The organism is Psychrobacter sp. AOP30-A2-5 (assembly GCF_052378115.1).
Classification (GTDB): Bacteria; Pseudomonadota; Gammaproteobacteria; order Pseudomonadales; family Moraxellaceae; genus Psychrobacter.
In genome coordinates this window covers 14,282-27,796 of the sequence record NZ_JBQSXK010000017.1, presented here as the reverse complement: position 1 = coordinate 27,796, position 13,515 = coordinate 14,282, and the positions used below count along the sequence as shown (strand labels likewise).

At 46.6% G+C, this 13,515-nt stretch carries 10 protein-coding genes; all 10 read left to right on the top strand.

Going from position 1 to position 13,515, the window contains the following annotated elements; all coding sequences use genetic code 11:
- Window positions 1-209: 209 nt before the first annotated feature.
- The 10 genes from nuoC (at window position 210) to nuoM (ending at window position 13,512) form a co-directional block, all read left to right on the top strand.
- Window positions 210-1,985: an NADH-quinone oxidoreductase subunit C/D gene (nuoC, locus tag ACT3S4_RS11425; protein WP_201553478.1), complete on the top strand. Its 1,776-nt coding sequence runs from the start codon at window positions 210-212 to the stop codon at window positions 1,983-1,985.
- A gap of 187 nt (window positions 1,986-2,172) precedes the next feature.
- A complete protein-coding gene (gene nuoE / locus ACT3S4_RS11420) occupies window positions 2,173-2,682 on the top strand; it encodes an NADH-quinone oxidoreductase subunit NuoE (RefSeq protein ID WP_045444735.1) in 510 nt (169 codons plus the stop codon).
- A complete protein-coding gene (gene nuoF, locus ACT3S4_RS11415) occupies window positions 2,679-4,103 on the top strand; it encodes an NADH-quinone oxidoreductase subunit NuoF (RefSeq protein ID WP_444761092.1) in 1,425 nt (474 codons plus the stop codon). Before nuoE ends, nuoF begins: the two co-directional genes overlap by 4 nt.
- A 10-nt stretch (window positions 4,104-4,113) precedes the next feature.
- A complete protein-coding gene (gene nuoG / locus ACT3S4_RS11410) occupies window positions 4,114-7,194 on the top strand; it encodes an NADH-quinone oxidoreductase subunit NuoG (protein ID WP_444761091.1) in 3,081 nt (1,026 codons plus the stop codon).
- 52 nt (window positions 7,195-7,246) lie between these two features.
- Window positions 7,247-8,239 (top strand): NADH-quinone oxidoreductase subunit NuoH, encoded by a 993-nt coding sequence (gene nuoH / locus ACT3S4_RS11405; RefSeq protein WP_045445151.1) that lies wholly within the window; start codon window positions 7,247-7,249, stop codon window positions 8,237-8,239.
- Between the two features lie 68 nt (window positions 8,240-8,307).
- Window positions 8,308-8,856: an NADH-quinone oxidoreductase subunit NuoI gene (gene nuoI / locus ACT3S4_RS11400; protein WP_045444743.1), complete on the top strand. Its 549-nt coding sequence runs from the start codon at window positions 8,308-8,310 to the stop codon at window positions 8,854-8,856.
- Window positions 8,853-9,599 carry an NADH-quinone oxidoreductase subunit J gene (gene nuoJ, locus ACT3S4_RS11395; protein WP_201559964.1) on the top strand — a complete coding sequence of 249 codons (747 nt, stop codon included), beginning with the start codon at window positions 8,853-8,855 and terminating at the stop codon, window positions 9,597-9,599. The genes nuoI and nuoJ overlap by 4 nt, the downstream gene beginning before the upstream one ends.
- Before the next feature lie 98 nt (window positions 9,600-9,697).
- Window positions 9,698-10,006, top strand: coding sequence for an NADH-quinone oxidoreductase subunit NuoK (gene nuoK / locus ACT3S4_RS11390; protein ID WP_045445153.1), 309 nt, complete (start codon window positions 9,698-9,700; stop codon window positions 10,004-10,006).
- A gap of 4 nt (window positions 10,007-10,010) precedes the next feature.
- Window positions 10,011-11,885 (top strand): NADH-quinone oxidoreductase subunit L, encoded by a 1,875-nt coding sequence (gene nuoL, locus ACT3S4_RS11385; protein WP_087815852.1) that lies wholly within the window; start codon window positions 10,011-10,013, stop codon window positions 11,883-11,885.
- Window position 11,886: 1 nt separating this feature from the next.
- The gene (nuoM, locus tag ACT3S4_RS11380) at window positions 11,887-13,512 is read left to right on the top strand and encodes an NADH-quinone oxidoreductase subunit M (protein ID WP_201539525.1); all 1,626 of its coding nucleotides are present in this window, start codon (window positions 11,887-11,889) and stop codon (window positions 13,510-13,512) included.
- The last annotated feature ends 3 nt before the right edge of the window (window positions 13,513-13,515 follow it).

The following is a 13,515-nucleotide window of genomic DNA, read 5'->3' as shown; positions in this document are numbered from 1 at the left end:
GCATTTAGGCATAAATTATTTGGCTATATCATGTTTTAGTTTGGCTCAATCATACACAATCCGTAAAAGTGCTCAGTACGCATATATTCATCGTAGTTCGCTTATGTTTAGCGTAGTTCAGTTATGATTAACATGGTTCAGTTATGATTAATGTAGCTCGGTTAGGCTCAACATAGCTCAATGATGATTAATGAAGGAATACATCATTCATGGTCACGGTAGTCGAAAACATAGATCCTAACATTAAGCCTGTTCCAGCGGTTATCACCGAGCTGGAGCAGAAGTATGCCGGTAAGTTTGTCGTGCAGCACACTGTGGATGAGATTCCAACGGTTTGGGTGGCACGTGCTGATTTGCTGGATATTCTTCTATACCTGCGTAAATTACCCCAGCCATACGTCATGCTATTTGACTTGTCAGCGATAGATGAGCGTCTGCGTCAGCATCGCCAAGGGTTGCCTGACAGTGACTTTACAGTGTTTTATCACCTAATGTCGCTTGAGCGTAATAGTGATGTGCGTATTAAAGTCGCGCTGAGTGAAGACGATGTCAATGTACCGAGCGCTACGCAGATTTGGCCAAATGCCAACTGGTACGAGCGTGAAGTGTGGGACATGTTCGGTATTGTCTTTACCGGTCATCCGCATTTGACCCGTATTCTATTACCAAAATACTGGGAAGGTCATCCACTGCGTAAAGAGTATCATGCGCGTGCAACGGAATTTACCCCGTACTTCTTGAACACTGCCAAGCAGCAATACGAGCAAGAAAACTTGCGTTTTGTCCCAGAAGAGTGGGGCATGAAGCGTTCAGGTCGTGATGAAGACTTTATGTTCTTGAACATCGGTCCTAACCATCCTTCTGCTCACGGTGCATTCCGTTTAGTACTACAGCTTGATGGTGAAGAAGTCGTCGATTGTATCCCTGATATCGGCTATCACCATCGCGGCGCAGAGAAGATGGCTGAGCGTCAAACTTGGCATTCATTTATTCCTTATACCGACCGTATCGATTACCTCGGTGGCGTGATGAATGAGCTGCCGTACATCATGTCGGTTGAAAAGCTTGCTGGAATTACGATTCCACCGCGCGCTGAAACCATTCGCGTGATGATGAGCGAGTTTTTTCGTATTACCAATAACTTACTGTTTGTTGGTACGTTTATTCAGGATGCGGGCGGCATGACCCCGGTATTCTATATGTTTACCGATCGCCAAAAAGCCTATGACGTCATCGAAGCCGTGACTGGCTATCGTATGCATCCTGCTTGGTTCCGTATCGGCGGTACGGCTGCTGATCTGCCACGTGGCTGGCAGCGTCTGGTTCGCGAATTCTTGGATTGGATGCCAAAACGCTTGGACGAATATGTCAAAGCGGCATTGCAAAATAGCGTGCTCAAAGGTCGTACCCAAGGTGTTGCGCAGTATAATGCTAAGCAAGCACTTGCTTGGGGCGTGACGGGCGCTGGTCTGCGAGCGACAGGCGTTGATTTTGATCTGCGTAAAGCGCGTCCATACATGGGCTATGAGAATTACGATTTTGAAGTGCCAGTGGGTTACAACGGTGACGCTTATGATCGCTGTATGGTCAAGGTCGAAGAGATGCGTCAGTCGTTACGTATCATTCGCCAGTGTATGGACAATATGCCACAAGGCCCTTATAAAGCCGATCATCCACTCGCTGTACCACCGCCAAAAGACCGTACCTTAAACGATATTGAAACCTTGATTAATCACTTTATCTCAGTATCTTGGGGTCCTGTGATGCCAGCGGGCGAGTGTACGACAATTGTAGAAGCGACCAAAGGTTTGAACAGCTATTACATCACCTCAGATAAGGCGACGATGAGCTATCGTACCCGTATCCGTACGCCGACGTTTGCACATTTACAGCAGATGCCATCGGTGATTAATGGTTCGCTCGTTTCTGATGCCATCATGTATTTGGCATCGATTGATATCGTAATGGCCGACTGTGATCGTTAGTACCGTGATCGCTAATACTTTAGTCTAATGCTTTGATCAGAAAATTATCGTTATTAAAGAAATACGTTTATCAATATATCATTGCCAAATGGCACACCAAAATGCTGATATCTTGCCATGTAGCGACACTCATAAGACTGTCGTTATTAGCTGATAAAGCGTGATGAGTGAGGACAGATAGAAGACTATGAAAATTGTTTCCGACAAAATGCCAAAAGTAGATGTGGCAAGCATCCTCACTAGCGAGGAAATTGCGGCTATTCATGAGTTTATGCACCATTACCCACAAGCGCGTGCTGCTTCGCTCGATGCGCTAAAGATTGTGCAAAAGCGCAACGGCTGGGTCGATGACGCACAAGTGAATGCCATTGCCAATATTCTAGACATTCCGATGTCAGATATGGACGGAGTCGCCACTTTCTTTAACCGTATTTATCGTCAGCCTGTCGGTCGCCACGTCATCCTTATTTGTGATTCAGTGGCTTGTTTCTTGACAGGCTATGAAGCCTTGTCTGCTGAGATCAGATCGCAGCTGGGTATTGAGTATGGTCAGACGACGGCTGATGGTCGCTTTACGCTATTGCCAATTTGCTGCTTAGGTAACTGTGACAAAGGCCCTGCTGTGTTGATTGACGAAGACACCTATGGTCCAGTACAGCCCGAAGAAGTCACGCAATTATTGGAGCTATACGCATGAGATTAACGCTTTCAGAGCAGATTGCTCAACGTAGTCAAGGCAAAGCACCTAGCCAGCTCAATGAGCAGCGCATTCCAATTTATGGTGATAAAGCCACAGCGACTAGCGAAACCAAACCGTTAACATGGCGTCTAGCACATCATGATGCCGTACTAGATTTGACCACCTATGAGTCGTTAAAAGGCTTTGATGGCTTAAAGCAAGCTTTGAGTCAATCGCCTAAAGAAGTCGGGAATATGATCAAAGCTGCCAACGTCAGAGGTCGCGGCGGTGCAGGTTTTAATGCTGGTTTGAAGTGGACATTCATGTCACCACCAGATGGTTTACCTCGTTATCTCATCTGTAATGCTGATGAAATGGAGCCGGGTACCTTTAAAGATCGTCTATTGATGGAGCGTCTACCGTTTCAGCTGATTGAAGGTATGTTGATTACCGCACATGCGATTGGTGCGACTGACGGTTATATCTTTATCCGTGGTGAATATATCTTAGCCGCCCAGCGTCTGGTCACTGCCATCGAAGAATGCTTGGCTAACAATCTCATGGGCAAGAACATTCTAGGCTCAGATTTTAGTTTTAATCTGCATGTGCATACTGGCGCTGGACGTTATATTTGCGGTGAAGAAACCGCATTGATTAATTGCTTAGAAGGTCGCCGTGCTAATCCACGTACCAAGCCACCTTTCCCGCAAATTTCTGGTGCATGGGGTCGTCCAACCGTCGTCAACAACGTTGAAACCTTGTGTAACATGCCAGCCATCCTAAACCATGGTGTTGAATGGTATCAGTCATTATCTAACATCAAAGGCAAGAGCCAGACACCGGGTACCAAACTGTTTGGCTGCTCAGGTTTAGTCAATGACCCAGGTCTGTGGGAGTTACCGTTTGGTTATACGGCACGCGAAATCATTGAAGATTTAGCGGGTGGTATGCAAGATGGTAAAACCCTCAAAGCTTGGCTACCGGGCGGTGCCTCTACTGACTTTTTAACCACTGAGCATTTAGATGTGGTGGTGGATTTTGACACCATTCAAAAAGCAGGTAGCCGTATGGGTACTGGGCTAATTATGGTCGTTGATGAAGCACAAGATATGGTGCCACTCGTTCGTAATCTCGAGATTTTCTTCCAACGCGAATCCTGCGGTTGGTGTACGCCATGCCGTGACGGTCTGCCTTGGGGTGTCAAATTGCTTACCGCTATCAATGATGGTGAAGGGCAAGTCGGCGATGTCGAAAAACTAGAAGGCCTCACGCGTGACTTATGGATTGGTAAAACTTTCTGTGCACATGCGCCAGGTGCGATGGAACCACTGATGAGTGCGATTAAATATTTCCGTCCAGAGTTTGATCAAAAAATCGCGCAGGCGGTTGGTGTCGATGTCATTGATGCGGCAGCCAATCAACAGCCAGAAGTGAAATAAGGAGAGCGGCATGGCAGTCATACATATTGATGGAACCACTGTCGAAGTAGATAGCGCAGATAACTTGCTACAAGCCTGCTTATCACTCGGCATTGATGTGCCGTATTTTTGTTATCACCCAGCCCTTGGCTCAGTAGGGTCGTGCCGTCAGTGCGCGGTCAAGCAATTCCAAAATAAAGAAGACATGGAAGCAGGTCGCGGCCGTCTTGTGATGTCATGTATGGTCGCTCCGGGCGATGACATGTATATCTCTGTCACTGACGATGAAGCCAAAGCATTCCGCAAGTCGATGGTTGAGCTACTGATGACCAACCATCCACATGACTGTCCAACTTGTGAAGAGGGCGGACATTGCCATCTGCAAGACATGACGTATATGTCAGGTCATAGCCGTCGTCGTTATCGCTTTACCAAACGCACCCATCATAACCAAGAGCTTGGCCCATTCATCGCGCATGAGATGAACCGCTGTATCGCTTGCTATCGCTGTGTCCGTTTTTATAAAGACTATGCGGGCGGCGAAGATTTGGGTGTTTACGGCTCAAACAACCGCGTTTACTTTGGTCGTGACAAAGATGGTCAGTTCGAAAGCGAATTCTCAGGTAACTTAACGGAAGTATGCCCAACGGGTGTATTTACCGATAAAACGCATTCAGAGCGCTACAACCGTAAGTGGGACATGCAGTATGCACCAAGCATTTGCCATGGTTGCTCAGCAGGTTGTAATATCTCACCGGGTGAGCGTTATGGTGAATTGCGCCGTATCGAAAACCGCTACAACGGTGAAGTGAACCGCTATTTCTTATGTGACCGTGGTCGCTTTGGTTACGGCTATGTCAATCGTGACGATCGTCCAACCCAAGCGCTTGAGCGTATCAACGATAAGCATGTCAAAATCAATATTGACTATGCACTTGATGAAACCATCAAACGACTCAAAGACAAAAAAGTCATTGGTATTGGCTCACCTCGTGCCAGTTTAGAAACCAACTTTGCACTAAAAAATCTGGTTGGCTTTGATAAGTTTTCAACAGGTCTCAATCATCAGCAGCAAGCATTGGTTAATAAATGCATCGAAGTATTGAGTACTGATGGCATTTATAACCCAAGCATGACTGATATCGAAAGTTATGATGCGGTGTTGGTATTGGGTGAAGATATCACCCAAACTTCATCACGTGTCGCGTTGTCAGTACGCCAAGCGGCAAAAAACGAAGGCCTGAAAATGGCAGCGGCGCTACAAACGCAGCCGTGGCTTGCCGAGCCTGTTAAACGTATTGCTCAAGATGCGCTAAGCCCAGTCTATGTCATCGACGTGGTACAGACTAAGCTAGAAGACATCAGTAAAGTCAGTGTCGTAGCAACGCCTGAAGATATCACTAAGCTTGGCTTTAAAGTGGCTGATGAAATTGCCAATTTCGCTGATGATTTCGCAGAAATCGCAGATCCACAAGCAGCTGAGCAAGATGTCGATACTGCTACTAGTACTAATGCCAGTACTGAGACTGACGGTATGCAAGCATTAGCGAAGCAAATCGCTTATGACTTGATTCAAGCGGATAAGCCACTGGTCATCTCGGGTAGCAGCTTATCGTCTACCGTATTGATCGAAGCAGCGGCGCAGATTACTCAAGCATTGACCCAAAAACGCTCAGCCATTAAAGCGACTGAGCAGCAGCAAGTGGACACGTATAATGCTCAAGTCCATGATGAGCAAGCGCAAATAGAAGATAAAGAGCTATCCGCTAAACCAAACAAACCTGAAACCGGTGTTGATACAGAAACGCAAGACAATGTAGAACGCGTTCCTGCTAAAAAACTTGAGCTGAAAGAAGTAAACAATAAATATCAGGCACAAGCAGGTATTTACCTAACGGTTACCGATGCCAACAGCATGGGTGTTTGCATGCTTGGCGGTCAATCAGTCGAAGAGCTACTGGCCACTGATTTTGATGTGGTGATTGTTGCCGAAAATCAGCTAACAGATGCCATCGATGCCAGTAAGTTGACTCAACTATTAGCCGATAAGACTGTCATTGCCTTAGATCACCAGCTGCTTGATTGGCATAAAGATGTCGATATCGTATTGCCAGCAGCAAGCTTTGCTGAAGCGGATGGTACGTTGATATCGGCTGAAGGTCGTGCACAGCGCTTCTTCCAAGTTTACGACAACGAATACTACCATCCAATGAGCAGTATTAAAGAGGGCTGGCGCTGGTTACATGCCGTGCATAGCAGCATCGGGGGTCGTGATGTTGATTGGACGCAGCTAGATGACGTTATCAATGCATTGATCGTAACGCATCCTAAGCTTGCTGGTATTAAAAATGCTGCTCCTGATGCCGATTACCGTATGACAGGTCTTAAGATTGCACGTCAGCCGCGCCGTTATTCAGGTCGTACTGCTATGCGCGCGCCAATCTCAGTGCACGAGCCAATGCAGCCGAAAGATTTGGACACTGGTCTGACCTTTTCAATGGAAGGTTATAGCGGTAAAGAAACACCAAGCTCGATGATTCCTTTTGCCAATGCGGCAGGTTGGAACTCACCGCAAGCGTGGAACAAATACCAAGACAAGGTCGGCGGTTATCTGAAAAATGGTGATCCAGGTGTGCGCATGTTCGATCAGCTAGCACGTTTAGAAACACGTCAATATGTTGCACCAGATGCTATATCTGTGACGACGACGGATATGCAGCAAGGACAAGCCAAACTGGTGCCTATCCATAATATTTATGCCAGCTCTATGATGGCGTCACGTAGCCCAGTGGTTGCGAAGCAACTGCCTGTTGCTGCATGGCGTATCGGGATGGATGATGCTAAGGACTGGAACATCGCTAATGGCGATTACTTAGCGATTGAAATCGATAAGCAACAAATCACCTTGCCAGTACAGATTGTCGGTTATTTAGCAGAAGGCTGTATCGGTTACCCAGTTGGGCAGGTGAGTATCATTCATCCATCAATGCCAGCGTCGGTTCGCAAAGTGGATGCACCAGTGACGATGATGGGTAGCATGGCTAACGATATGATGAACAATAACGATGCTGCGCAAATGAACACAGCACCGACCACCACACAGGAGGTGTAATATGCAAGTTACCCGTATTATCCCTGATGTGCCAAGCTTCTTGGCTGGTAGCATGAGCTTTGATGCTTGGTCCATTTTATTTATGGTCGGGCAATCACTAGTCATCTTCTTGGTCGTGGTTATGGTTGCCGCTATGATGATTGTCTATGAGCGCCGCATGCTAGCTTTATGGCAGGATCGTTACGGTCCAAACCGCGTCGGACCCTTTGGTTCGTTGCAGCTAGTCGCGGATATGCTCAAAATCTTCTTTAAAGAAGATTGGACGCCAAACTTTACCGATAAGTTTATGTTTACGTTGGCACCTGCGGTCGCGATGTTCACTGCACTGGCCTCATTTGCCATTATTCCTATTTCGCCAACGCTTGGTGTTGCTGACTGGGATATCGGTATTCTGTTCTTCTTTGCGATGGCAGGTATTGCCGTTTATGCAGTGATGTTCGGTGGTTGGGCGTCTGCCAATAAATTCTCGCTACTGGGTGGTTTGCGCTCTGCTGCACAAACGATCAGTTATGAAGTCTTCTTGGGCTTATCACTGATGGGCGTAGTCGCATTGACAGGCTCATTTAACTTGCGCGCCATTGTTGAGGCGCAAATCGACGGCTGGTATATCATTCCGCAGTTTTTTGGCTTTTTGACCTTTGTCGTTGCTGGTGTTGCCGTTACCCATAGACATCCATTTGATCAGCCAGAAGCAGAGCAAGAGCTGGCTGAAGGCTATCATGTCGAATATTCTGGCATGAAGTTCGGTATGTTCTTTATTGGCGAATATGTCAACGTTGTACTGATTTCTGCCTTGATGACGTGCTTATTCTTTGGTGGTTGGCTTGCACCTTTTAATTTAGATATTCCATTTATTCCACCAGCTTTTTGGTTCATGATTAAAACGCTGTTCTTTATGACCATGTTTATTTTGGCTCGAGGCTCACTCATGCGTCCGCGTTATGATCAAGTGATGAACTTTGGCTGGAAAGTTTGTCTGCCAGTAACGCTGATTAATCTGTTGGTTACTGCTGCGGTCATTTTGATCTTTTCCCCAACGTTGTAATCATTACTAGTAGCCATCACTAGCCATCATTGATGAACTAGGGTAAAGCTGATAAGGATAATAATCCCATGTTTACTACCATAAAAAAGACCGTCATTGGACTATTTACCATTGTCCGCAGCATGTGGATGGTCAATAGTCATGCGCTCAGACCGCGTGACACCATCCTTTATCCTGAGGTGCCGGTACCTGTGCCGCCGCGTTTTCGTGGACGTATTGTTCTAACGCGTGACCCTGATGGAGACGAGCGCTGTGTGGCTTGTAACTTGTGTGCGGTGGCATGCCCGGTAGGGTGTATCTCCTTACAAAAAGCGGAACGTGAAGACGGTCGTTGGTATCCAGAGTTTTTTCGAATTAACTTTTCGCGCTGTATTTTTTGTGGCTTGTGTGAAGAGGCGTGTCCAACGACAGCCATTCAAATGACGCCTGACTTTGAGTTGGGTGAATATAAGCGCCAAGACTTGGTCTACGAAAAAGAGCATTTGCTCATTTCAGGGCCGGGTAAATATCCTGATTATAACTATTATCGTGTGACGGGTATGGCGGTAGCGGACAAACCAAAAGGCGCAGCACAAAACGAAGCTGCACCGATTGATCTAAGGAGCTTGCTACCATGATGAATATTTTGAACCATCCTGAACTGGCGGGGTTTTATTCGCTTGCAGCAGTGGCCATATTTGCCAGTCTGCGCGTCGTGACTCAGGCCAATCCAGTGCATGCTATCTTATCGATGATTGTGTCATTACTGGCAATCGCAGGGATATTTTTCGTCCTAGGCGCGCCATTTGCTGGTGCGTTAGAGATTGTCGTCTATGCCGGCGCCATTATGGTGCTATTTGTCTTTGTTATTATGATGCTTAATTTAGGCATGAGCAATGATGAGCGTGAAGAGCGCTGGCTTGATGCGGGCACTTGGGCGCTACCGACAGGGTTAACGATTATTATCGCGGTTGTGCTGTATGCGATGATTGGTATGGGTCATGACGAAGCGGCAATGATTGGTGGCTCGACAATATCTGCCAAAGCAGTCGGTACGGTGCTATTTACTAAATATGTGATGTTGATAGAAGTGGCTGCATTGCTACTATTGGCAGCCTTAGTCGCCGCTTATCATTTGGGTAAAGAGTCTATCGCTGATGAGGTTACTGTTAATGCAAACCACAGTAATGGTAGTCAAGGATCTAATGCTAATGTCGCAAGTATCAAACACTACGATGATCACGGCATGCCGATAGATGCTGACGCGGCGAAAATGGCAGAATCTTACGAATATAAAGATGTTGACCCGCATGACTATGTAAGTATGAATGTAGGTACGCAGCTGGGTGTGAATAAAGTCACGCGCAAGGAGTCAGACTAATGGTACTAGCAGCGAGCGTGGCACAAGATGTGTCAAACGTGCCGTTTGCCCACGAGGTAGCAGGCTTAGTACAGCCAGTTGCTGAGGCGCAGAATGTACTGGGCATGATACCCATGAGCCATGGACTGATTTTGGCAGGTATCTTATTTGCCATTGGTCTGTGCGGCGTCATGGTACGACGTAACTTCCTATTTATGCTAATGAGCCTTGAGATCATGATGAATGCAACAGCATTAGCATTTGTGGTGGCAGGTAGTCGTTGGGTTGATCCAGATGGACAGATTATGTTTATCTTTATTTTGACCTTGGCAGCAGCAGAGGCCGCCATTGGTTTGGCAATATTATTGCGGTTTTATCATCAGCGTGGGCATCTCGATGTCGACAGCGCCAATGAGATGAAAGGATGATGTCATGAGTTTATTACCATTAACCTTTATATTCCCGCTCGTTGGCTTTTTGATTTTAGCCTTTATGCGCGATAAGCTAACAGAGCAGGTGGCAGCGATTGTCGGTGTCGGTAGTATGCTGTTATCAGCACTATGCACGCTAATCGTTAGTTATACTTTTTTAACCAATAATCCAGCAGGAACAGTCATAGAGATTCCGCTGTGGACATGGTTCCAAGTCGGAGATTTTGCCCCAAGTTTCGGTCTGAGCTTTGATGGTTTGGCACTGACGATGACGGGTGTCATCACTGGGATTGGCTTTTTAATCCATCTCTTTGCCGCTTGGTATATGAAAGGCGACACTGGCTTTGCCCGTTTCTTTAGCTATATGAACTTGTTCGTCGCCAGCATGTTATTGCTAGTCTTGGCAGATAACTTGTTCTTGCTTTATCTTGGCTGGGAAGGCGTTGGTATCTGTTCGTACTTACTGATCGGTTTTTATTACCATGACCGCGCCAATGGTCTTGCAGCGATGAAAGCCTTTACGGTGACGCGCGTGGGTGATGTATTCTTAGCCTTCGGTCTGTTTTTATTATTCCGTGAATTTGGTACGCTTAATATTCAAGAAATTATTACTCGTGCACCAGAAGTGTTTGATATCAACAATCCAACGATGATGTTGACCACCATGATGTTGGTTGGCGGCGCGATGGGTAAATCAGCGCAGCTGCCATTACATACATGGCTGGCTGATGCAATGGCAGGTCCGACGCCAGTATCAGCGCTTATTCACGCGGCAACGATGGTCACCGCAGGTGTTTATTTAATCGCTCGCTTACATCCATTGTTTGAGCTGACCCCTGGTATTTTATTATATTGGGTCGGCGGCGTAGGGGCGTTGACGTTGGTCGTTGCTGGATTCTGTGCACTGGCACAAACTGACATCAAACGTATTCTTGCTTATTCAACCATGAGCCAAATTGGCTATATGTTCTTAGCACTCGGCGTTGGTGCGTGGCAAGGCGCAATCTTTCATTTGATGACTCATGCTTTCTTTAAAGCCCTGTTATTCTTATCATCAGGCGCAGTCATCCTTGCGGTACACCATGAGCAAAACATCTTTAAGATGGGCGGTCTACGTAAAAAGATACCGTTGGTATTTTGGTGCTATATCGTCGGTGGCGGTGCATTGGCAGCGATACCCTGGGTCACGGTCGGTTTTTACTCTAAAGAAGCGATTCTTTGGGAGAGTTATGCAACCGGTCATATGGTCTTATTCTATATGGGTGTATTCGGTGCTTTCTTAACCGCGCTTTATACCTTCCGTATGATTTGGATTATCTTCTTTGGTGAAGAAAAGACGCATGCACACAAATTATCAGGTGTGTCATATTGGCTACCACTTAGTGTGTTGCTCGTATTATCAACGGCAGTGGGCGCATTTATTACCCCGCCATTACAAGGCGTCTTGCCAGAGAGTGTTGGGCATTTATTGGAAGTCGCTGGTCAAGCGCATGGTAAGCATACGGCTGAGTTTATCGCCATGGGTGCGATGCTGGCTGGTCTAATAATAGCGGCGCTATTATATGTGGTGGATAAAGGTCGCATGCTCACCCGCTTTAAGCGCTCACGTGTTGGTGGGGCGCTATATCACTGGTGTTATCATGGTCTAGGTTTTGATGCGCTATACGATGTAATTTTTGTAAAACCCTTTTTGTTCATCGGCCGCTTATTTAAAGCCGACCCTATCGATAAAGCGTGGCTCGTCTTGCCTAAGCTGGCATCTGCTGGTAATAAGGTATTGTCTGCGACGCAAACTGGGTCACTTCGAGGTTACGCTGCAAGCTTTGGCTTGGGCATGGCTGTATTACTAGTGCTGGTAATGATGACGGTGGTATAAGATGATTGAGTTACAACAAACGTGGATGCTACCAGCATTAATTGCAATTCCCTTTATTGCGGGATTGCTATGTTGGTTGGTCGAGCGCTTTAATAAACGTCTGCCGCGCTGGATTGCTCTAATCGGTATGACGTTGACCTTTGTATTGTCGCTAGTGATGTGGCAATACGGCGACTTTAGTGGCATGAGTAAGCAAGTGATTGCGCCAGACGCTGCTGTGCCTTGGGTCGCTGAATTTAGTGTGCCATGGATACCGAGCTTTGGTATTAGCTTCCATTTAGCGATGGATGGCTTGTCACTGATGATGGTGGCGTTGACAGGATTGCTCGGTATTGCCGCAGTAGCTTGTTCGTGGAATGAGATTCAGCGTCGAGTCGGCTTTTTCCATCTCAACCTTTTGTGGAGTTTGGGCGGCGTCATTGGTGTGTTCTTAGCCATTGATCTGTTCTTGTTCTTCTTCTTTTGGGAGATGATGCTGGTTCCTATCTACTTCTTGATCGCTATTTGGGGTCATGATGTGGTTGGCAAAACCAAGGAATACGCAGCGACTAAGTTCTTTATTTATACCCAAGCGTCTGGGCTTATTATGCTGGTCGGTATTTTGATATTGGTCATTATCAGCTACGCTCAAAAAGGGGTGGTGAGCTTTAATTATAATGATTTGCTCGGTACGTCACTTGGTGGCTGGGAATATCCGATCATGCTGTGCTTCTTTATTGGCTTTGCGGTTAAGTTGCCGATTATTCCGTTCCATGGCTGGTTGCCAGATGCGCATGCGCAAGCACCAACGGCAGGTTCGGTGGATTTGGCAGGGGTGCTCATTAAGACGGCTGCTTATGGTTTGATTCGCTTCGTCTTGCCATTATTTCCAGCAGCATCACAAGATTTTGCGCCGATTGCGATGACCTTGGGTACGATTGGTATCTTCTATGGTGCATGGCTCGCCTTTATGCAGACCGATATGAAGCGTTTGCTCGCTTATACCAGTATCTCGCACATGGGCTTTGTCGTATTGGCAATTTATGCTGGAACCTTACTCAGCTTGCAAGGTCTGATGATTCAGATGTTAGCGCATGGCTTAAGCTCAGCAGCGCTATTCATCATGGCAGGACAGTTATATGAGCGTCTACATACGCGCGATCTAACCTTGATGGGTGGTATGTGGGGTCAGTTCCGTTACTACGCACCGATACTGATGTTCTTCTGTGCGGCATTGCTCGGTATTCCGGGGACAGGTAACTTCATTGGCGAGTTCATGATTTTATTTGGTGCTTTTGCTCAGTATCCAGTATTTGTGGTCTTTGCAACATTCAGTCTGGTACTAGCAGGGCTATACTCGCTTATTTTGATTCACCGTGCATTATTTGGCAAAAACAACATCGAAGCAGTCGCCATGCAAGAAACCAAAGCACATGGTTTGCCTACGCGTCCATTAAAAGATTTGGGTAAGCGTGAGTTGTCATTGTTATTGATGCTCGCTGCAGGCTTGGTATGGCTTGGTCTATATCCACAGCCGTTCCTTGATACCTCAAGTCATGCGATGCAGTGGATCAATAACGCTTATATATACAGTCAAGTCACACAAGTAGATGCGTCGCAACTGCTTGATGCAATGGAGGCACGTTAAGTC